Below are 21317 nucleotides of genomic sequence, written 5' to 3'. Positions count from 1 at the left end.
CGAGCATGACGACGCCCCCCGATTCCGGCGCCGAGGCGCTGCGTGAACACCTCACCAGCCTGGCGCGCTACAACGTCTGGGCGACACGCCGCCTGCTCGACGCCGTCGACGCCGTGCCCGAGGCCGACTACCGCCGCGACCTGGGGCTGTATTTCCGCAGCATTCACGGCACGCTGAACCACCTGCTGGTCGCCGAGCACCGGCTGTGGTCGGCGCGCTTCACCGACGGCACGACGCCGCCGATGCGCCTGGACGAAGAGCTGGAGAGCGAGCGCGTCCGGCTGCGCCAGCGCCTGCTCGACGGCGCCGAAGCCTGGCTGCCGCTGATCGCCGGCTGGCCGGCGGCGCGGTTCGGCGGCCGGCTGGACTATCTGCGCCTGGCCGGCGGCACGGTGTCGCTGCCGTTCGCGGCGACGCTGGCCCACGTCTTCAACCACGCGACGCACCACCGCGGCCAGATCAGCGCCGCGCTGACCCTGCTGGGCCGCCCGGCGCCCGAGCTCGATCTGGTCTACCTGCTGCAGGCCGAGGCTGCGCGATGAACCCGACGACGCTGGAGATCCGCCGCCCGTCGCCGCAGCTCGCCGAGGTCTGGCTGAACCGGCCGGAAGTGCGCAACGCCTTCAACGACGGTGTCGTCGCCGAGCTGACGGCGGCTTTCGCCGCCTTCGCCGCCGACGAGGCGCTGCGGGTCGTCGTGCTCGGCGGCCGCGGCAAGGCCTTCTGCGCCGGTGCCGACCTGGGCTGGATGCGGGCGATGGCCGGCTACTCCTGGGACGAGAACCAGGCCGACGCCGCGCGCCTGGCCGAGATGCTGTGGACCGTCTGGCGCTGCCCGGTGCCGGTGATCGGCCGGCTGCACGGCGACTGCTACGCCGGCGGTGTCGGGCTGGCGGCGGTCTGCGACGTGCTCGTCGCCGCCGACGGCATGCAGTTCTGCCTCAGCGAGGCCCGGCTCGGGCTGCTGCCGGCGACGATCGGCCCTTACGTCGTGCGCGCGCTCGGCGAGCAGGCGGCGCGGCGCTATTTCGTCACCGCGGAGCGATTCAGCGCCGCCGAAGCGAAGGCGCTGGGCTTCGTGCACGAGTGCGTCGCGCCCGAGGCGCTGGACGCCAAGGTCGCCGAACTCGTCGCCACCATCGCCGCCAATGGCCCGCAGGCCGTGCGCGCCTGCAAACGCCTGGTGCAGGACCTCGCCGGCCGCGAGATCGACGCCGCGCTGCGCGCCGACACCGCACGCCGCATCGCCGACGCGCGTGCCGGCTCGGAAGGCCGCGAAGGCGTCTCGGCCTTCCTCGGCAAACGCGACCCGGCCTGGCGATGAACCTGGACACGACGCAGCTCGTCGCGCTGGCCGCCGCACTCGGCTGGGCCAGCGGGCTGCGTCTGTACGCGGTGCTGTTCATCACCGGCGCCATCGGCTTCCTCGGCTGGGTCGAGTTGCCGCCGGGTCTGCAGATCCTGCAGCAGCCGCTAGTGCTGGGCGCCAGCGGGCTGATGAGCGCGGTCGAGTTCCTGGCCGACAAGATCCCCGCCGTCGACACCGTCTGGGACGGCGTGCAGACGCTGCTGCGCATCCCCGCCGGCGCGGCGCTGGCCGCGGCGGCGATCGGCGCCGACTCGGCGACCTGGACGCTGCTCGCGGCGCTGCTCGGCGGCGGGCTGGCGGCCAGCGCGCACGCCGCCAAGGCCAGCGTGCGCGCCGCGGCCAACACCTCGCCCGAGCCCTTCAGCAACGTCGCGCTGTCGCTGGCCGGCGACGCGGCGGTGCCGGCGCTGCTGTGGCTGGCCTGGCAGCACCCGGTGGCGGCGATCGCCGCCGTCGCGCTGGCCACCGTCGCCTGCCTGGTCGCCGTCGCCGTGCTCTGGCGTGTCCTCAAGGGGCTGCTGGCGCGCTGGCGGCCACGCCCGTCCTGAACCCGCTCGCACCCGAGAGAGAGCCGATGTTCCGCAAGATCCTGATCGCCAACCGCGGCGAGATCGCCTGCCGCGTCGCCGCCACCGCGCGCCGCCTGGGCGCGCGCACCGTCGCCGTGTTTTCGGACGCCGACGCCGGCGCGCGCCACGTGATGGCCTGCGACGAGGCCGTGGCGATCGGCGGCGCGGCGCCGCGCGACAGCTACCTGCGCTGGCCGCGCATCCTGGAGGCCGCACGCGCCACCGGCGCCGAGGCCGTGCACCCGGGCTACGGTTTCCTGAGCGAGAACGAGGAGTTCGCCCAGGCCTGCGCCGACGCCGGGCTGGTCTTCATCGGCCCGCCGCCGGCGGCGATCCGCGCGATGGGCAGCAAGGCCGCGGCCAAGGCGCTGATGGCCGAAGCCGGCGTGCCGCTGGTGCCGGGTTACCACGGCGAGGACAACGACCCGGCGCGCCTGGCCGACGAAGCGGCGCGCATCGGTTATCCAGTGCTGATCAAGGCCAGCGCCGGCGGCGGCGGCAAAGGCATGCGCCGGGTCGACCGCGCCGAGGACTTCGTCGCCGCGCTGGCGTCCTGCCAACGCGAGGCCCAGGCCAGCTTCGGCGACGCCCACGTGCTCGTCGAGCGCTACGTGCTCAAGCCGCGCCACATCGAGATCCAGGTCTTCGCCGACACGCAGGGGCACTGCATCCACCTCGGCGAACGCGACTGTTCGGTGCAGCGCCGGCACCAGAAGGTGCTGGAGGAGTCGCCGGCGCCCGGGCTGACGGCGGCGCGCCGCGCCGAGATGGGCGCCGCCGCGGTGGCCGCGGCGCAGGCCGTCGGCTACGTCGGCGCCGGCACCGTCGAGTTCATCGCCGAGGAGCGCGACGACGGCGACCTGCGTTTCTATTTCATGGAGATGAACACGCGGCTGCAGGTCGAGCACCCGGTGACCGAGGCCGTGACCGGGCTGGACCTCGTCGAGTGGCAGCTGCGGGTGGCCGCCGGCGAGCCGCTGCCGGCGCGCCAGGCCGACATCGTGCAGCGCGGCCACGCGATCGAGGCCCGCATCTGTGCCGAGAACCCCGAGGCCGGTTTCCTGCCGGCGACCGGGCGGCTGGTGGTCGCCCGCTGGCCCGAACACGTGGCCTTCCGCCGCGACGAGCGCCTGCCGCGGCTGGACGGCGGTTTCGGCGAAGGCGACGAGATCACGCCCTGGTACGACTCGATGATCGCCAAGCTGATCGTCTGGGGCGAGGACCGCGCCCAGGCGCTGGCGCGGCTGGACGCGGCGCTGGCGGCGACGCAGCTCGTCGGCCCCGCCACCAACGTCGCCTTCCTGCGCCGCGTCGTCGCCAGCCGCGCCTTCGCCCAGGCCGACCTGGACACGGCGCTGATCGAACGCGAGCACGCGGCGCTGTTCGACGCGCCGGGGCTGGCGCCCGAGTGGGCCGCGGCCGCGGTCGTCGCCGACGCCTGGGCCGCCGAGGCGGCGACGGTCGACGCCGACCCCTGGTCGCGGCGCGACGGCTGGCGGTTGCACGGCGGCGCGCGCCGGCGCTTCGAGCTCGAGATCGGCGGCGAACGCCACATCGCCGTCGTGCAGCGCCGCCACGACGGCGAGGCCGTGCTCGAACTCGGCGAGCGCCGATGGCCGCTGGCGCTGCGCGCGCTCGGCGACGGCCGCCACGAAGTGCGGCTGGGCGACGAGCGGGTGCTGCTGGCCGTGCACCGCGACGGCGACAGGCGCGCCGTCTTCGCGCCGGCCGGCCAGCTGCTCGTCACGCTGCACGACCCGATCGCCCATGCCGGCGACCACGCCGGCGAAGCCGGCCGGCTGACGGCGCCGATGCCCGGCAAGATCGTCGCCGTCGCCGTCGAGGCCGGCCAGACGGTGCGCCGCGGCCAGGCGCTGGCGGTGCTGGAGGCGATGAAGATGGAGCACACGATCGCCGCGCCGCGCGACGGCGTCGTCGAGGCGCTGCTGGTGCGCGCCGGCGACACGGTCGCCGAAGGCACCGAGCTGCTGCGCCTGTCGGGGGACGAATGAGCGCCGTCCGGACCCGCCGGCCGGCCGGGCGATGCCCCGCTCGCTATAGTGCCCGGCGATGAAACCGGACCGTGTCACCCTGGTCGAGGTCGGCCCGCGCGACGGCCTGCAGAACGAGGCCGCGCCGGTCGGCGCCGCCGAGAAGATCGAGCTCGTGCGCCGGCTGCAGGACGCTGGCTGCCGCGAGATCGAGGTCACCAGCTTCGTCAGCCCGAAGTGGGTGCCGCAGATGGCCGACGCGGCGCAGGTCATGGCCGGCATCGAACGCCGCGCCGGCGTGCGCTACTCGGTGCTGACGCCCAACCTGAAGGGGCTGGAAGCGGCGCTGGCCACGCGCCCCGACGAAGTCGTCGTCTTCGGTGCCGCCAGCGAGGCTTTCAGCCGGCGCAACATCAACTGCTCGATCGCCGAGAGCCTGGAGCGTTTCGCGCCGGTCGTCGCGGCGGCGCACGCCGCCGGCGTCAAGGTGCGCGGCGCCGTGTCCTGCGCGCTCGGCTGCCCCTACCAGGGCGAGGTCACACCGGACGAGGTCGAACGTGTCGTCGTCGGCCTGAAGGCCATCGGCGTCGACCACGTCGGCATCGCCGACACGATCGGCGTCGGCACGCCGCTGGCCGCGCAGCGCGCGCTGGAGCGCGCGCTGAAGCACTACCCGCTGGCCGAGGTCAGCGGCCACTTCCACGACACCTACGGCCAGGCGCTGGCCAACATCCTGGCCTGCCTGGACCTCGGCGTGCACGTCTTCGACACCAGCATCGCCGGCCTCGGCGGCTGCCCCTACGCCAAGGGCGCGACCGGCAACGTCGCCACCGAGGACGTGGTCTACCTGCTGCACGGCCTGGGCATCGACACCGGGCTGGACCTGGACCGACTCGTCGACGCCGGCGCCTACATCTCGGGCGTCGTCGGCCGGCCCACGGCTTCGCGCGCCGCGCGTGCGCTGCTGGCGCGGCGCGCCGCCGCCGCTTCTTGCTGAACCATGAACGCCATCGATTCCCTGCTCGACCGTCCCGAAGGTTTCCAGCGCGTCACGCGCGCCCTGGCCGAACGTGGCCACCCGCATGCGCCGCTGTGGCTGGAAACGCCGGCGCGCACCTCGGCCGAAGCGGCTGCGGCGCTGGGCGTCGAGGTCGGCCAGATCGCCAAGAGCGTCATCTTCCGCCGCAAGGCCGACGACAGCGCGGTGCTGGTCGTCACCTCGGGCGACCGGCGCGTCTGCGAGAAGCGCGTCGCGGCGATCGCCGGCGCGCTGGGCCGTGCCGACGCCGACTTCGTCAAGGCGCGCACCGGCTTCTCGATCGGCGGCGTCTCGCCGCTGGCGCATGCGACGCCGGCCTTCACGCTGATCGACCGCGACCTGTTCCGCTTCGACGTCATCTGGGCCGCCGCCGGGCATCCGCACGGCGTCTTCAAGCTGTCGCCGGCCGAGCTGGAGCGCCTGACCGGCGCGCCGGTCGCCGACGTGGTGCAGCAGCCATGAGCACACGTTTCGGCTCCGGCGTGCCCTCGCCCTGCATCGACGTCTGCCGCATGGACGCCGCCAGCGGCTGGTGCGAAGGCTGCCTGCGAACGCTCGACGAGATCGCCGCCTGGTCGACGATGGCCGACGACGAGCGCCGCGCCGTGCTCGAGCGCCTGGCCGAACGCCGCGTCGTCTGGCAGCAGCGCCCCGCAGTACCACGATGAACCGCCTGGTCTTCCGCTTCGACGTCGTCTCGCCGTACGCCTACCTGGCGTTCGAGCGCCTGCCCGACGTGCTCGAAGGCCTGGACGTCGAGGTCGAGTACCGCCCGGTGCTGCTGGGCGCGCTGCTGCAGCACTGGGGCCAGAAGGCGCCGGTCGACGTGGCGCCCAAACGCGACTGGATCTACCGCCGCACGCGCTGGCTGGCGGCGCAGCACGGGCTGCCGTTCGAGATGCCGCAGCCGCACCCGTTCAGCTCGCTGCCGCTGCTGCGGCTGATCATCGCCTGCGGGCCCAACCGGCGTGTCGTCGAGGCCGTGCTGCGCCATGTCTGGGCCGAAGGCGGCGACCCGCACGACCCGGCGCGCCTGGCGGCGCTGGCCGCGACGCTGGCGCCGGCGGCCGACCCGGCCGGCGACGCCGTGAAAGCCGCGCTGCGGGCCCACACCGAGGAGGCCGCCGCACGCGGCGTCTTCGGCGTGCCGACCGTCGAGTTCGACGGCGAGCAGTTCTGGGGCCTGGACGGCCTGCCGATGCTCGCCGACCGCCTGCGCAACCCCACGCGCTGAACGCACTCCGGGACATCCCGGAGCCACCGGTTGACCAGCGTCGGAACCCCGGTCGGGACTATCCCTGATAGGGCAAATCGGGAGAGGTGATCCCCAGGGGCCACGCTCCCAGGAGAGCCGGCGCTCTTGTAAGCGAACGTTCAGCTCGGCGTCAGGCCCTGTTGGCGAACCGTCAGAACTCGGTCAGTCCGCGCACGAACCATGGGTGCCAAGTCCTCAAATTCCGGAGACAACCCATGGACGCAGAACTCGCACGACGTATCGCGAGCCACCCGAAGTACCAGGAACTGAAGTCCAAGCGCTCGAGCTTCGGCTGGTGGCTGACGGCGGCGATGATGGTCGTCTATTACGGCTTCATCCTGCTCGTCGCCTTCGACAAGCAGTTTCTCGCCCAGCGCCTGGGCGACGGCGTGATGACGCTGGGCATTCCCATCGGCTTCGGCGTCATCGTCTTCACGATCGTCATCACGGCGATCTACGTGCAGCGTGCCAACAAGACCTACGACGATCTGGCCGACGAAGTCGCCAAGGCGGTGCTGAAATGACCCACCCCCGCAGCGCCTTCGGCGCTCCCCCTCAAGGGGGCGCCGCCAGCGGCCGGTCGGAGCCCGTCCGCGGCGTCCGCTCGATGATCCAGATTCATGCAAAAGAAGTGGCGTTTGGCGCCATCGAGGGCTGACACGATGCGTTCAAACTCTCTCTCCACCCATCTGCGCCGTCTGCTCACGCTGGCCGCGCTCGGCGGCGTCTCCGCCGCGGTCTGGGCCGCCGGGGCCGACCTCGGCCAGGCCGCCAAGCAGGCGACCAACTGGACGGCCATCGGCATGTTCGGCCTGTTCGTCGTCGCCACGCTCTACATCACGAAGTGGGCCGCGTCCAAGACCAAGAGCGCCGCCGACTTCTACACCGCCGGCGGCGGCATCACCGGCTTCCAGAACGGCCTGGCGATCGCCGGCGACTACATGTCGGCGGCCTCGTTCCTGGGCATCTCGGCGGCGGTGATGGCCTCCGGCTTCGACGGCCTGATCTACTCGATCGGCTTTCTCGTCGGCTGGCCGGTCATCACCTTCCTGATGGCCGAGCGCCTGCGCAACCTGGGCAAGTTCACCTTCGCCGACGTCGCCGCGTTCCGCTTCGAGCAGACGCCGGTGCGCGTGTTCGCGGCCTCGGGCACGCTGGTCGTCGTCGCGTTCTACCTGATCGCGCAGATGGTCGGCGCCGGCCAGCTGATCAAGCTGCTGTTCGGCCTGGAGTACTGGATCGCGGTGGTCATCGTCGGCGCGCTGATGATGGTCTACGTGCTGTTCGGCGGCATGACGGCCACCACCTGGGTGCAGATCATCAAGGCCTGCCTGCTGCTGGGCGGCGCGTCGTTCATGGCCTTCATGGTGATGCTGCACTACGGCTTCTCGCCGGAGGCGATGTTCGCCGACGCGGTGCGCGTCAAGGCTGACCTGGCCGCCAGCGGCGGCAAGACGGCCGAGGAGGCGGCGGCCGCGGGCCAGTCGATCATGGGCCCGGGCAACTTCGTGAAGGACCCGATCTCGGCGATCAGCTTCGGCATGGCGCTGATGTTCGGCACCGCCGGCCTGCCGCACATCCTGATGCGCTTCTTCACCGTGCCCAATGCCAAGGAAGCGCGCAAGTCGGTGATGTGGGCCACCGGCTGGATCGGCTACTTCTACCTGCTGACCTTCATCATCGGCTTCGGCGCGATCACCTTCGTGCTGACCAACCCCGGCTTCCTCGACGCCAAGGGCGGGCTGCTGGGCGGCAACAACATGGCCGCGGTGCACCTGGCCAACGCGGTCGGCGGCAACGTCTTCCTCGGCTTCATCTCGGCGGTGGCCTTCGCGACCATCCTCGCGGTGGTCGCCGGCCTGACGCTGTCGGGTGCCTCGGCGGTCTCGCACGACCTCTACGCCACGGTCATCAAGAAGGGCAAGGCCGACAGCGCCGCCGAGCTGAAGGTGTCGCGCATCACGACCGTCTGCCTGGGCATCGTCGCCGTCGTGCTCGGCATCGCCTTCGAGAAGCAGAACATCGCCTTCATGGTCTCGCTGGCCTTCGCGATCGCGGCGTCGGCCAACTTCCCGGTGCTCTTCATGAGCGTGCTGTGGAAGGACTGCACGACCAAGGGCGCGGTGATCGGCGGTTTCCTCGGCCTGATCTCCTCGGTCGGCCTGACCATCGTCTCGCCGTCGGTGTGGGAAGCGACGCTGGGCAACCCCAAGGGCTCGGCGCTGTTCCCCTACACCAGCCCGGCGCTGTTCTCGATGACCATCGGCTTCGTCGGCATCTGGCTGTTCTCGGTGCTCGACAAGAGCGCCCGCGCCAAGGCCGACCGCGCCGGCTTCCTGGCGCAGCAGGTGCGGTCGGAGACCGGCATCGGCGCCGCCGCGGCCAGCGGCCACTGACGCGAGGCCCGCACCCGTGTCCGACCCCCGGCAGGAAGTGCTGTCGCTGGTCACGGCGCGGGTGCGCGACGCCTACGTCCGCAAGGCTTTCGTCGTCGATGGCGGCACCGACCTCGTGTCGCTGTGCCGCCAGCTGTCCGAGCGTGGTCTGACCCACGCGCTGGTGCAGGACGGCGAACGCCTGGGCATCTTCACCACCACCGACCTGCGCGACGCGCTGCTGCGGCCCGAGCCGCCGGCGGCGCTGGCGGTGCGCGAGGTCGCGCGTTTCCCGGTGATCGCCGTGCAGGCCGACGCCGAGGTCTTCGAGGCGCTGTGGCTGATGGTCCGCCACCGCGTGCACCGCGTGCTGGTGCGCGACGGCGAACGCATCGTCGGCCTGCTCGGCCAGCTCGACCTGGTGAGCTTCGTCGCCAATCACTCGCACCTGGCGGCGCTGCAGATCGACGAGGCCGGCTCGGTCGACGAGCTGAAGGCCGCGGCGCTGCAGATCGACCGCATGGTCGGCCTGTTCGCCGCCAGCGGCGTGCACGTCGAACGCATCGCGCACCTCGTTGGCGAGCTGCACGCGCGGCTGTTCCAGCGCCTTTGGTCGCTGGTCGCGCCGGCCGAGCTGGTGGCCGCGAGCTGCCTCGTCGTGATGGGCAGCGAAGGCCGCGGCGAGCAGGTGCTGAAGACCGACCAGGACAATGCGCTGATCCTGCGCGACGGTTTCGAGCACCCCGAGACCGAGACCGCGGTGCAGCGCTTCAGCGCCGCGCTGGCCAACTTCGGCTACCCGCCGTGCCCCGGCGGCATCATGGTCACCAACCCGCTGTGGCGGCGCCCGGTCGCCGAGTGGCGCGAGCAGCTGCGCGACTGGGTGATGGGCCGCGACGCCGAGGGCCCGATGCGGCTGGCGATCTTCTGCGACGCCGCCGCGGTGGCCGGCGACGCGACGCTGCTCGACGGCCTGCGCGAGCACCTGCACCGGCTGTTCGGCGACCACGACGCCTACCTCGCGCGTTTCGCCGCCGCCGCCGACCAGTTCCAGGAGCCGCACCACTGGCTGGGCTGGCTGCCCGGCCGGCGCGACGAGGCGGCACTCGACCTGAAGAAGCTGGGCCTGTTCCCGATCGTGCAGGGCGTGCGCGCGCTGGCACTGCAGCGCCACCTGCGCGAGACCGGCACCGTCGCGCGGCTGCACGCGCTGGTCGCCGCCGGTGCGCTGGACACGACGCTGGCACGCGACCTCGAGGACGCGCTGCACCTCTTGATGACGCTGCGCCTGCAGCACCAGCTGCAGGCGCAGGCCGCCGGGCGCGTGGCCGGCAACGAGATCCAGCCCGCGTCGCTGGGCCTGCTCGAGCGCGAGCCGCTGCGCGACTCGCTGGCCGTCGTCAAGCGCCTGCGCGCCTACCTGCGCCAGCACTTCCGCTTCGACAAGCTCTGAACGATGGCGCGGCAATCCGTCGTCCCGGCTCCGCGGGTTCGCCGCCACTGGCGCGGCGCGCCCGGATCGCGCAGCATCGCGCCGGGCGCCGCGACGACGCGCCCGCCGGCCGCCTGCGCCGCGACGAGAGGAGACTCCCGATGAAGACCGTGCTCCTGGCCGACGCCGAGGCCAACAGCGTCATCCCGCTCGAGTTCCTGATGAAGCGCGAAGGCTGGCGCGTGCTGGTCGCGCGCGACGGCATCGAGGCGCTGGACACGGCGCGCCGCGAACATCCCGACCTGCTGCTGATGGACGTCGTGATGCCCGGCCGCAGCGGCTTCGAGGTGCTGCAGGCGCTGCGCGCCGACGAGGCCTGCGCCACGACCAAGTGCCTGCTGCTCAGCGCCCGCTGCGGCGAGACCGACGTCGCGCAGGGCCTGGGGCTGGGCGCCGACGCCTACGTCGCCAAGCCGTTCTCCACGCGTGAGCTCGCCGAGCGGGTGCGCCAGCTGCTTTCATGAAACCCGACCGCCACGAGTGGCTGGCCGCGCTGGCGCCGGCGGCGACCCTGCTGCTGGCGGCGGCGCTGGTGGCGGCGCTGCTGCTGCTGACGCTGGCGCCGGCCGAGGCCGCGGCGCTGGGCGCGCTGCTCGGGCCGCGCGCGGCGCTGCTGGTGCTGGCGCTGGTCGTCGTCGCCATCGCCGCCGGCGTCGGGATGCGCTGGGCCTGGCACCACTTCGGCGCCGCTCCGGGGCGCATCGCCGAGCTGCTGCAGGTGCTGCTGGCCGGTGCGCCGGGGCGCGAGCTGGAGCCGCGCGGCAGCGCCGGCAGCCGCGCGCTGGTCGACACCGTCAACCGCCTGCTGCGCGAGCGCGCGGCCTGGCGCGCCGACGTCGAGGCGCGGGTGCGCGAGGCCAGCCGCCAGGTCGAGCAGGAGAAGAGCCGGCTGGCGGCGCTGATGTCCGAGCTGGCGCAGAGCGTCGTCGTCTGCAACCTCGACGGCCGCATCCTGCTCTACAACGGCCGCGCGCGGCTGCAGTTCCGCGCGCTGTCGCCGGCGCCGGCGATCGGCGGCGCCGAGTACCTGGGCATCGGCCGTTCGATCTACGCCGTCTTCGACCGCGCGCTCGTCGCCCATGCGCTGGAGATGGTGCAGCAGCGGCTGCAGCGCGGCGTCGCGCACCCGTCGGCGCAGTTCGTCACCGCGACACGCGGCGGCCAGCTGCTGCGTGTGCAGCTGGCGCCGGTGCGCGAGCACGACGGCGGCCCGCTTGCCGGCTTCGTGCTGATGCTGGACAACATCACGCGCGACTTCGCCGAGGAGTCCGAACGCGACCGCCGGCTGCATGAGCACACCGAGGCCGGGCGTGCGTCGCTGGCCAACCTGCAGGCCGCCGTCGAGCTGATCGACGACCCGGCGCTGGACGCCGCCACCGCGGCGCGGCTGCAGGGCGTGATCCGCGACGAGGTGCGTGCGCTGGGCCACCGCATCGGCGAGCTGGCGCACTACACGACCGAGACGATGCGCACGCGCTGGCCGCTGGAGGACATGCAGGGCGCCGACTTCGTCACCGCGGCGCTGCGCCGCATCGAGGCCGAGCACCGCTGCCGCACCGCCGGCACCGAGGTCGACCCGTCGCTGTGGCTCAAGCTCGACAGCTTCTCGCTGATCCAGGCGCTGGTCTTCCTCGCCGGGCGCGTCGTCGAGGAATACGGCGTCAAGGTCGTGCAGATCCGGCTGCAGCGTGCCGGCACGCGTGCCCAGCTCGACCTGGCCTGGATCGGCCCCGGCGTCAGCACCGAGACCGCGGTCGCCTGGGAGACCGAGGCGATGCGTGTCGGCGGCGAAGCCAGCGCGCTGACCGTGCGCGACGTCGTGCAGCGCCACGGCGGCACGTTCTGGTTCGAGCGCGAGCGGGTGCGTGCCGAGGCGTTCTTCCGTTTCCTGCTGCCGCTGGCCGACGCCGCCGAGCCGCTGGACAGCGGGCTGCTGGCGCGCCGCGAGAGCCGGCCGGAGTTCTACGACTTCGACCTGTTCCAGACCCGCGAGATGGCGCTGGAGCTGGCCGACCGCACGCTGGCCGAACTCGCCTACACGGTGTTCGACACCGAGACCACCGGGCTGGAGCCCTCGGCCGGCGACGAGATCATCCAGATCGGCGCGACACGCATAGTCGCCGGCAAGCTGCGCCGCCACGAGAGCTTCGAGCAGCTCGTCGACCCGCAGCGCGCGATCCCCGAACGCACCGTCGCGATCCACGGCATCACGCCGGCGATGGTCGCCGGCCAGCCGACGATCCGCGAGGTGCTGCCGGCGCTGCACGCCTTCGCCCACGACACCGTGCTCGTCGCCCACAACGCCGCCTTCGACCTGCGTTTCCTCGAGCTGAAGGAGCGTGCCGCCGGCGTGCGTTTCGACATGCCGGTGCTCGACACGCTGCTGCTGTCGCAGGTGCTGCACCCGAACCAGGAGCGGCTCTCGCTGGAGGCCATCGCCGAACGCCTGGGCGTGCCGGTGCTGGGCCGGCACACGGCGCTCGGCGACGCGATCGTCACCGCCGAGGTCTTCCTGAAGATGATCCCGCTGCTGCAGGCCGCGGGCATCCGCACGCTGGGCGAGGCGCTCGAGGCCTCGCGGCGCAGCGCGCTCGCCCGGCTCGCCTACTAGCGCACCGGGCGGCGGCGCCGGCGCTCAGTTCGGCGCCGGGATCAGCACCTGCGTGATGACGTGGATGACGCCGTTGCGCGCGATGACGTCGGTCGCGGCGATCGTCGCGTCGGGGCTGTCGACGTCGTCGTCGACCAGCGTCAGCGTGTCGTTGCGCAGCTCCAGGTCGTTGCCGGCGAGCAGGGTGTCGACGAAGGCCGGGTTCGGCAGCGCCAGCACGTCGGCGGCGCGCACGTCGCCGGCGACGACGTGGTAGCGCAGCGTGTCGGCGAGGCCGGGCGAGGCGAGCAACTGCTCGGCGCTCAGGCCGGTGCGCGTGAGCAGCGCCGAGAAGGCGTCGTCGGTCGGCGCGAAGACCGTGAACGGGCCGGTGCCGGCCAGGTCGTCGTCCAGCCCGGCGGCGGCGACCGCCGCCACCAGCGTCGAGAACGCCGGGTTCAGCCTGGCCATCTGCACGAGGTCGAGCACGCCCGGCGGCACCAGCACCTTGTCGATGACGTGAACGACGCCGTTGCGCGCCGCGACGTCGGCCGTCGTCACGCGGGCCCGGGTCAGCACCTCGTCGCCGAGCGTCACGCCGTCGGCGGTCGCCACGTCCAGCGTCGCCGGCGCGCCTTCGAACTCGTACAGCGTCGGCTCGTCGCCGGCGGCGAGCTCGGCGGCGGTGCGGCGCGCCGGCAGCACGTGGTAGGCGAGGATGCGGCCCAGGGTCTCGGCGTCGAGCGCGGCGACCATCGCGCCGGCGTCGGCGAAGCCGAGTGTCGTGGCCAGCGCGTCGAAGGCCGCGTCGGTCGGCGCGAAGACGGTCAGCGCCGCGTCTTCGGCGCTCAGCTCGTCGACCAGCCCGGCCTTGTCGGCCGCGGCGACGAGCGCGCTCAGGTTCCGTTCGGTCGCCACCTCGGCGATGGTGCCGGGATGGTCGTCGCCGCCGTCGCCGCCACAGGCGGCGAGCAAGGCGACGGAGGACGTGGCGATGAGGGTCTTCAGCCAGCGGGTCATCGGTGCTCCTTGATCGAGCTCAATCGCTCGCGGCCGGAAGTTACCGAAAGGTTTTCGTGAACTACTTAACGGTCGCAAAGTGACCGTTTGGTTGGTGCGGGATCTCCGGCCCTCGCGGGCGTGGCTGGAGTGCAAAACCGAGGGAATCCACTGCCTCTTGATACCGCTGCAAAACGCTGGGGAATTTCCCGAATCCGCGGCCGAAATTCTGCAATGCGAAAAGAAAGCTGCGGGTAAGGCCGGAAATCGTCAGCGAACGTTCAGTTTGGCGTCAGAAAGCGGTCAGAGGTCGATTCGACATTGCGCCGCACGTGCCGCCGTCGGGCGTGCGGCACCGTGAAATCAACAGGAGACAACCCCCCATGGCAGCCACGACCGCCGCGATGCCGTCGAAAGCGCCGATGACCCGCGAGGAGAAGAAAGTCATCTTCGCCTCCTCGCTGGGCACGGTCTTCGAGTGGTACGACTTCTACCTGTACGGCTCGCTCGCCGTCTTCATCGGCAAGCACTTCTTCGCCGCGCTGGACCCCACGGCGCAGTTCATCGCCTCGCTGCTGGCGTTCGCCGCCGGCTTCATCGTGCGGCCCTTCGGCGCGCTGGTCTTCGGCCGCCTGGGCGACATGATCGGCCGCAAGTACACCTTCCTGGTGACGATCCTGATCATGGGCCTGTCGACCTTCATCGTCGGCATCCTGCCCACCTATGCCTCGATCGGCATCGCCGCGCCGATCATCCTGATCCTGCTGCGCATCCTGCAGGGCCTGGCGCTCGGCGGCGAGTACGGCGGTGCCGCGACCTACGTCGCCGAGCACGCGCCGCAAGGCAAGCGTGGCGCCTACACGTCGTGGATCCAGACCACGGCGACGATGGGCCTGTTCATGAGCCTGCTGGTCATCCTCGGCACGCGCACGCTGATGGGCGAGGAGGCCTTCGCCGCCTGGGGCTGGCGCATCCCGTTCATCGTCTCGATCCTGCTGCTGGCGATCAGCGTCTGGATCCGCCTGTCGATGAACGAGTCGCCCGCGTTCCGCAAGATGAAGGAAGAGGGCAAGACCTCGAAGGCGCCGCTGACCGAGAGCTTCGGCCAGTGGAAGAACCTGAAGATCGTGCTGCTGGCGCTGTTCGGCCTGGTGATGGGCCAGGGCGTGGTCTGGTACTCGGGCCAGTTCTACGCGCTGTTCTTCCTGACCAGCTCGCTGAAGGTCGACCCGGCGACGGCGAACATCATGATCGCCGCCTCGCTGCTGATCGGCACGCCGTTCTTCGTCGTCTTCGGCACGCTGTCGGACAAGATCGGCCGCAAGCCGATCATCCTGGCCGGCATGCTGCTCGCGGTGCTGACCTACTTCCCGCTGTTCAAGGCGCTGACCAACACCGCCAACCCGGAACTGGCCGCCGCGCAGGCACGCTCGGAGATCGTCGTGCGGGCCGACCCGGCCACCTGTTCGTTCCAGGGCAGCCCGATCGCGCGCGAGGTCGACTTCACCTCGGCCTGCGACATCGCCAAGCGCGCGCTGACGCAACGCTCGGCCAGCTACGTCAACGAGGCCCTGCCGGCCGGCTCGCCGACCGTGGTGATGATCGGCCAGACGCCGATCACGCCGCCGACGGCGACGACGATCGCCGGTGGCCACAAGTTCTCGGAGGAATCGACCAAGGCCATCGCCGACTTCAAGAAGTCGCTGGGTGACACGCTGAACGAGGCCGGCTACCCGGCCAAGGCCAAGCCGATCGAGTTCATGGGCGGGCAGTGGTGGACCATCGTCGGCATCCTGACCATCCTCGTGATCTACGTGACGATGGTCTACGGCCCGATCGCGGCGATGCTGGTCGAGCTGTTCCCGACGCGCATCCGCTACACCTCGATGAGCCTGCCGTACCACATCGGCAACGGCTGGTTCGGCGGCCTGCTGCCGTCGATCACCTTCGCCATGGTGGCGGCCAACGGCAACATGTACCACGGCCTCTGGTACCCGATCGTCATCGCGTCGGTGTGCTTCGTCATCGGCCTGCTGTTCATCCGCGAGACCAAGGACCGCGACATCTACGCCGCGGACTGACGACCACCTCCGTCGCGCCGGCGGCCCGCACGGGCCGCCGGATGGAATGCAAAAAGCCGGGCGATGCCCGGCTTTTGTCTGGGGGAGCGGAAACCTCAGTCCGCGTGGCGGACGTAGACGTCGGTGTCGGGCAGCGCGCGGCGCAGGGCCTGGAAGGCGCCTTCGGCGAGGTCGCGGCCGATGCCGCAGCTCGGCGGGAAGCTGACGGTCAGCTCGGCCTCGTCGGCGCCGATGTGCAGCGCCTTGACGAGCTGGCGGTCGACGATGTTGCCGCCGTCGGCGGCGACGACGCCGCGCAGCGACTCCAGCACGCCTTGCACCAGCGCCGGGTTGCCACGCAGTTCGGGCGCGGGACACGGGCGGCCGAAGCCGCCGCCGCAGCCGGCATGGCTGGGCATGCAGCCGCCACAGCCCGGTTCAGGCAACAGACGGATCGGCTGTGTCTTGTTCATTTCCGTGATTATGGCGGGGACATGACCCCAATCAACCAGGACACTCGGAAATTTGCTCTCGGCTTTGTCATGGACAAAGCCAGGCGATCCCGGATTCCCGTCGTGTGCGGCGCGATCCCGCATCGTGGTGGTCTGGGGTCGCCGATGCGGCGCCTCAGCCGGAGAAGCTGCGCTGGAAGGTCTGGCGCAGCAGGTTCTTCTGCACCTTGCCCATCGTGTTGCGCGGCAGCTCCGCGACGACGAAGACCCGCTTGGGCACCTTGAAGTGCGCGATGCGGTCCTTCAGTGCCGCGATCAGCGCCTCGCCGTCCAGCGTCGCGCCCGGCTGAGCGACGACGGCCGCGACGACGGCCTCGCCGAAGTCCGGGTGCGGCACGCCGACGACCGCCGACTCGACGACGCCCGGCAGGTCGTCGATCAGCGCCTCGACCTCGGCCGGGTAGACGTTGAAGCCGCCGGTGATGACCAGGTCCTTGCTGCGCCCGACGATCGTCACCCAGCCGTCGGCGTCGACGCGGCCGACGTCGCCGGTCTTGAACCAGCCGTCCGCGCTGAACTCCTCGGCGGTCTTCTCCGGCAAACGCCAGTAGCCCGAGAAGACGTTGGGCCCGCGCACCTCGATGCCGCCGATCTCGCCCGGCGGCACCAGTTCGCCGTCCTCGCCGCGCGCCCGCAGCCCGACACCCGGCAGCGCCGGGCCGACGGTGCCGGCGCGCCGCGCGTCCTCGGGGCGGTAGGGGTTGGAGGTCAGCATGACGGTCTCGCTCATGCCGTAGCGCTCGAGGATCACGTGGCCGGTGCGGTTGCGCCAGGCGCGGAAGGTGTCGACGAGCAGCGGCGCCGAGCCGCTGACGAAGAGGCGCATGCCCGCGCAGCGTTCGCGGTCCAGCGCCGGCTCGGCCAGCATGCGCACGTACAGCGTCGGCTCGCCCATGAAGACCGTGGCCTCGGGCAGGCGCTCGACGACGGCTCGGGCGTCGAAACGCGAGAACCAGATCATGCGGGCGCCGGCCAGCAGCGCACCGTGCGAGGCGACGAACAGCCCGTGCACGTGGAAGATCGGCAGCGCATGGATCAGCACGTCGTCGCGCTGCCAGGCCCAGGCCTCGTGCAGCACGCGCGCGTTGCTCAGCAGGTTGCCGTGCGAGAGCATCGCGCCCTTGCTGCGCCCGGTGGTGCCGCTGGTGTAGACGATGGCCGCCAGATCGCTGGCGGCGCGTGCCACCGTCTCGTGCACGTCGGGCTGGAACGCGGCGCGGTCCAGCAGCGTGCCGCTGCGGTCGTCGCCCAGCGTGTAGACGTGTTTCGTGCCGGCCTGGAAGGCGATGCGGCTGGTCCAGCCGAAGTGGCGCGGCGCGCAGACCACGACCGCCGGCTCGGCGTCGCCGATGAAGTACTCGATCTCGGCGGCCAGGTAGGCGATGTTCAGCGGCACGACGACGTGGCCGGCACGCAGCACCGCCAGGTGCAGCATCAGCGCCTCGACGCTCTTGTCGACGTGCATCAGCACGCGCGAGGCCGGCGGCAGCTCCAGCGAGGCCAGCAGGTTGGCCAGCATCGCGGTGCCGCGGTCCAGGTCGCGCCAGGTGTAGGCCAGCGGCTGCGGGCTGTCGCCGCAGTCGATCGCGATCGAGTCCAGGTCGTCGGGGAACGCGGCGCGCAGCGCGGCGAACAGGTTCTGGTCGGACATCGTCATCCAGTCGGGAGCGGAGGGCTCGCCGATCCTAGGCTTTCCGGGCCGACGTTCCCAGCGTGTTCAGTCGAGCTTGGCGCCGGAACGCTTGACGACCTCGGCCCAGCGCCGCGTCTCGGCGGCGACGAACCTGCCCAGCGCCTCGCCCTGCAGGTCCGGCGGCTCGGCGCCCAGCCCGGTCCAGGTGGTGCGCAGCTCGTCGCTGGCGATGGCGCGCCTGACGTCGGCGCCGAAACGCTCGACCGCGTCACGCGGTGTCGCCTTGGGCGCGAACAACGCGTACCAGGTCGAGACCACGTAGTCGGGCAGGCCCTGCTCGCGTGCCGTCGGCACGTCGGGGAAACCGGGTGCGCGGCGTGTGCCGGCGACGGCGATCGGGTGCAGCTTGCCCGACTTGATGTGCGCCGCCGACGAGGCCAGGCCGTCGAACATCAGGTCGACCTGGCCGGCGATCAGGTCCTGCAGCGCCGGCCCCGCGCCCCGGTAGGGGATGTGGGTGATGAAGGTCCCGGACTGCTGCTTGAACAGCTCGCCGGCCAGGTGGTGCGAGGTGCCGTTGCCGGCCGAGCCGTAGTTCAGCCCGCCGGGTTTGGCGCGCAGCAGCGCCAGCAGCTGCGGCAGCGTGCGCGCCGCGACGCGCTGCGGGTTGACGACGATGACCTGCGGCACGCTGGCCACCAGCGTCACCGGCACGAAGTCGCCCTCCAGGCTGTAGTCCAGCTTGGGGTACATCGCCGGCGCGATCGCGTGGTGCACCGCGCCCATGAAGAAGTTGCTGCCGTCCGGCGCGGCCTTGGCGGCGAGGCCGGCACCGAGGTTGCCGCCGGCGCCGCCGCGGTTGTCGATCAGGTACTGGCGGCCGGCGGCGCGGGTCATCGCGCCGAACAGCGGGCGGGCGAAGGCGTCGGTGCCGCCGCCGGGCGGGAAGGGCACGACGATGGTCACCGGGCGGGTGCCCGCGGACTGCGCACGCGCCCAGGCCGGCGCGAGCAGGACGGAACCGGCGGCCAGCAGCCGGCGGCGGGACCAAGGCGGCATCTGTCTCCTCCTCATGTGTCCCGCGGACTGCGGGCCGGGCCATGCTGCCATCGGCCGGTGCCGATGACGCCCGGGTGAAGCCCGGGGGCATACCCGCAGCGGAGCCCCCCGCGTTCCGGGCGGCGGGTTTGCCCGCTGCTGCCGGCTGCCGGCCACGGGGCATCCTGCGCGCCGGCGCCTCCAGCGCCGGGCGAGGCGACGGCCCGCTCCCCCGTCAGGAGAACCGACCGTGAAGCACACCCCGACCTGGACGGCCGTCGCGGCCGCCTGCCTGCTGTCAGCCGCCACCGCCTGGACCGCCCCGGCCAACACTCTGCCGGCCGGCGTGCGCGGGCCGGTCACCGAGGCCGTCTACGACGGTGTCGCCGACGACCTGCTGACCGCCGGCCTCGGCAAGACCGGGCTGATGGGCGCGACGCCGGCCTTCGCCGACCCGCTGGCGCCGACACCCGCCGAACTGCGCCGCAACGCGATCTACGTGAACTATCGCGCGCTGGTCGACTACACCGCCGCCGGCGGCATGGGCGTGCTCTACGGCCCCAACATCGACGCCGACGGCCGCGACACGCTGGGCGAAGGCAAGATCGCCGGCCGCGAGACCTTCGCCTGGCTCGACGACGGCAGCGGCCGCCAGAACGTCACGCTGATGGTGCAGGTGCCCGAGCGTTTCGACCCGGCGCGGCCGTGCATCGTCACCGCCACCTCCTCGGGCTCGCGCGGCATCTACGGCGCCATCGGCACCGCCGGCGAGTGGGGGCTCAAGCGCGGCTGCGCCGTCGCCTACACCGACAAGGGCAGCGGCAACGGCCTGCACGAGCTGGGTGCCGACCGGGTGACGCTGCGCGACGGCCGTGTCGTCGATGCCGCCGCCGCCGGCGCCGAGGCGCTGTTCCGCGCGCCGCTGGCCGACACCGAGCGCCAGGCCCTGCTGGCCCAGGCGCCGCACCGCGTGGCCTACAAACACGCGCATTCGGGGCAGAACCCCGAGGCCGACTGGGGCCGGCACACGCTGCAGGCGGTGCGTTTCGCGTTCTGGGTGCTCAACGAGCGTTACGGCAAGCTCGACCGGGACGGCCGCCGCGAGGCGACGCTGAACGCCCGCAACACCCTCGTCATCGCCAGCAGCGTCTCCAATGGCGGCGGCGCCGCGCTCGCCGCCGCCGAGCAGGACCGCGAGGGCCTGATCGACGGCGTCGCGGTCAGCGAGCCCAATGCCCAGCCGCGCTGGATGCATGGCCTGTCGATCCGCGAAGGCGACACGCCGGTGGCGACGATCGGCCGGCCGCTGGCCGACTACTTCACGTTCGCCAACCTCTACCAGCCCTGCGCGCTGCTGGCGCCGGCCGCCGGCGGCGGCACTGCGGTGTCGCCGGCCCTCTGGCCCGCGGCCTTCACCGCGGCGGCGCAGAACCGCTGCACCGCGCTGGCCGCCCGGGGCCTGGTCGCCGGCGCGACGATCGCCGAGCAGGCCGCCGACGCACTCGCCCGGCTGCGGGCCTACGGCTGGACGGCGGAGGCCGACTTCCTGCACCAGTCGCACTACCGCTTCGCCACCAACTCGATCGCGACGACCTACACCAATGCCTACGGCCGCTTCGGCGTCGAGGACCGCCTCTGCGGCTTCACGTTCGCCAACACCGACGCCACCGGTGCGCCGGCCGCGCCCTCGGCCGCTGGCGTCGCGTCGATCTTCTCGACCGGCAACGGCGTGCCGCCGACGACCGGCGTCAACATCGTCTACGACGCCTCGTCGGGCGGTGCGAAGCTGGACTTCCTCGCCGTGTCGCCGGGCAGCGGGCTGGCCGATTTCGCGCTCGACGGTGCGCTGTGCCAGCGTTCGCTGCTCACCGGCCGCGACACCGCCGGCCGGCTGCTCGGCGGCGCGATGCGCGAGGCCTCGCAGCGTGTGCGCCGCGGCGTCGCCGAGGTGCGGCTGGACGGCCGCCTGCGCGGCAAGCCGGTGCTGATCGTCGCCGGCCGCAGCGACGCGCTGCTGCCGGTCAACCACGCCGCGCGGGCCTACTACGCGCGCACCCAGGCCCACGGCGGCGCCGACGGCGTGCGCTACGTCGAGGTGACGAACGCGCAGCACTTCGACGGTTTCATCGCGCTCGGCGCCTTGCTCGGCTACGACACGCGCTTCGTCCCGCTGCACGTCTACTTCAACCGCGCGATGGACCTGATGTGGGCCCACCTGACGCAGGGCGCGCCGCTGCCGCCCAGCCAGGTGGTGCGCACGCTGCCGCGCGGCGGCAGCCCCGGCGCCGCGCCGGCGCTGGCGGCGGGCAACGTGCCGCCGATCCTGGCCGAGCCGGCCGCGGGCGACCGCATCGTCTTCGGCGACGGCACGCTGGTGGTGCCGCGCTGAACCGGC

At 72.2% G+C, this 21317-nt stretch carries 19 protein-coding genes; 15 read left to right on the top strand and 4 right to left on the bottom strand.

Annotated features, from left to right (window positions below; translation table 11 throughout):
* Positions 1-5 precede the first annotated feature (5 nt).
* From LOC65_RS02770 to LOC65_RS02710, 13 genes are all read left to right on the top strand, one after another.
* Complete coding sequence (locus tag LOC65_RS02770) at positions 6-542, top strand: DinB family protein (protein ID WP_230246555.1); 537 nt, start codon at positions 6-8, stop codon at positions 540-542.
* Entirely contained in the window at positions 539-1324 is a 786-nt protein-coding gene (locus LOC65_RS02765; protein ID WP_230246554.1) for an enoyl-CoA hydratase/isomerase family protein, read from the top strand. The genes LOC65_RS02770 and LOC65_RS02765 overlap by 4 nt, the downstream gene beginning before the upstream one ends.
* On the top strand, positions 1321-1917 hold the full coding sequence (locus LOC65_RS02760) for a DUF4126 domain-containing protein (RefSeq protein WP_230246553.1): 597 nt from the start codon (positions 1321-1323) through the stop codon (positions 1915-1917). Before LOC65_RS02765 ends, LOC65_RS02760 begins: the two co-directional genes overlap by 4 nt.
* Before the next feature lie 26 nt (positions 1918-1943).
* Positions 1944-3950 (top strand): biotin carboxylase N-terminal domain-containing protein, encoded by a 2007-nt coding sequence (locus LOC65_RS02755; RefSeq protein WP_230246552.1) that lies wholly within the window; start codon positions 1944-1946, stop codon positions 3948-3950.
* A gap of 58 nt (positions 3951-4008) precedes the next feature.
* The gene (locus LOC65_RS02750; RefSeq protein WP_230246551.1) at positions 4009-4926 is read left to right on the top strand and encodes a hydroxymethylglutaryl-CoA lyase; all 918 of its coding nucleotides are present in this window, start codon (positions 4009-4011) and stop codon (positions 4924-4926) included.
* 3 nt (positions 4927-4929) lie between these two features.
* Positions 4930-5430, top strand: a complete 501-nt coding sequence (locus LOC65_RS02745; protein WP_230246550.1) for a YbaK/EbsC family protein — start codon at positions 4930-4932, stop codon at positions 5428-5430.
* Positions 5427-5636: a DUF1289 domain-containing protein gene (locus tag LOC65_RS02740; RefSeq protein WP_230246548.1), complete on the top strand. Its 210-nt coding sequence runs from the start codon at positions 5427-5429 to the stop codon at positions 5634-5636. Before LOC65_RS02745 ends, LOC65_RS02740 begins: the two co-directional genes overlap by 4 nt.
* Positions 5633-6202 (top strand): 2-hydroxychromene-2-carboxylate isomerase, encoded by a 570-nt coding sequence (locus LOC65_RS02735; RefSeq protein WP_230246547.1) that lies wholly within the window; start codon positions 5633-5635, stop codon positions 6200-6202. The genes LOC65_RS02740 and LOC65_RS02735 overlap by 4 nt, the downstream gene beginning before the upstream one ends.
* Before the next feature lie 236 nt (positions 6203-6438).
* Positions 6439-6747: a DUF485 domain-containing protein gene (locus tag LOC65_RS02730; protein ID WP_009855844.1), complete on the top strand. Its 309-nt coding sequence runs from the start codon at positions 6439-6441 to the stop codon at positions 6745-6747.
* Between the two features lie 138 nt (positions 6748-6885).
* Positions 6886-8619, top strand: a complete 1734-nt coding sequence (locus LOC65_RS02725) for a cation acetate symporter (RefSeq protein ID WP_009855845.1) — start codon at positions 6886-6888, stop codon at positions 8617-8619.
* Between the two features lie 16 nt (positions 8620-8635).
* Positions 8636-10051, top strand: coding sequence for a putative nucleotidyltransferase substrate binding domain-containing protein (locus LOC65_RS02720; RefSeq protein WP_230246545.1), 1416 nt, complete (start codon positions 8636-8638; stop codon positions 10049-10051).
* A gap of 140 nt (positions 10052-10191) precedes the next feature.
* Complete coding sequence (locus LOC65_RS02715) at positions 10192-10554, top strand: response regulator transcription factor (protein ID WP_009855847.1); 363 nt, start codon at positions 10192-10194, stop codon at positions 10552-10554.
* On the top strand, positions 10551-12701 hold the full coding sequence (locus tag LOC65_RS02710) for a 3'-5' exonuclease (protein ID WP_230246544.1): 2151 nt from the start codon (positions 10551-10553) through the stop codon (positions 12699-12701). The genes LOC65_RS02715 and LOC65_RS02710 overlap by 4 nt, the downstream gene beginning before the upstream one ends.
* 24 nt (positions 12702-12725) lie before the next feature.
* Here the strand turns inward: LOC65_RS02710 and LOC65_RS02705 are convergent, their stop codons facing one another.
* Positions 12726-13700 (bottom strand): fasciclin domain-containing protein, encoded by a 975-nt coding sequence (locus LOC65_RS02705; RefSeq protein WP_230246543.1) that lies wholly within the window; start codon positions 13698-13700, stop codon positions 12726-12728.
* 362 nt (positions 13701-14062) lie between these two features.
* On the opposite strand from LOC65_RS02705, the gene LOC65_RS02700 reads away from it, so the two are divergent.
* The gene (locus LOC65_RS02700) at positions 14063-15760 is read left to right on the top strand and encodes an MFS transporter (protein WP_230246542.1); all 1698 of its coding nucleotides are present in this window, start codon (positions 14063-14065) and stop codon (positions 15758-15760) included.
* 95 nt (positions 15761-15855) lie between these two features.
* On the opposite strand, the gene LOC65_RS02695 is transcribed toward LOC65_RS02700, so the two are convergent.
* From LOC65_RS02695 to LOC65_RS02685, 3 genes are all read right to left on the bottom strand, one after another.
* Positions 15856-16212, bottom strand: coding sequence for an iron-sulfur cluster assembly protein (locus LOC65_RS02695; protein WP_230246541.1), 357 nt, complete (start codon positions 16210-16212; stop codon positions 15856-15858).
* Positions 16213-16366: 154 nt separating this feature from the next.
* Positions 16367-17902, bottom strand: a complete 1536-nt coding sequence (locus tag LOC65_RS02690; RefSeq protein WP_230246540.1) for a malonyl-CoA synthase — start codon at positions 17900-17902, stop codon at positions 16367-16369.
* Positions 17903-17968: 66 nt separating this feature from the next.
* Positions 17969-18943, bottom strand: coding sequence for a tripartite tricarboxylate transporter substrate binding protein (locus LOC65_RS02685; RefSeq protein WP_230246539.1), 975 nt, complete (start codon positions 18941-18943; stop codon positions 17969-17971).
* Between the two features lie 229 nt (positions 18944-19172).
* Between LOC65_RS02685 and LOC65_RS02680 the strand changes: the two genes are divergently transcribed.
* Positions 19173-21311: a D-(-)-3-hydroxybutyrate oligomer hydrolase gene (locus LOC65_RS02680; RefSeq protein ID WP_230246537.1), complete on the top strand. Its 2139-nt coding sequence runs from the start codon at positions 19173-19175 to the stop codon at positions 21309-21311.
* Positions 21312-21317: the final 6 nt, after the last annotated feature.

The sequence above is a fragment of the Rubrivivax sp. JA1055 genome (assembly GCF_020966565.1).
Classification (GTDB): Bacteria; Pseudomonadota; Gammaproteobacteria; order Burkholderiales; family Burkholderiaceae_C; genus Rubrivivax; species Rubrivivax benzoatilyticus.
Note: the sequence above shows the minus strand (reverse complement) of the source record. Positions and strands in the feature narration are given on the sequence as shown.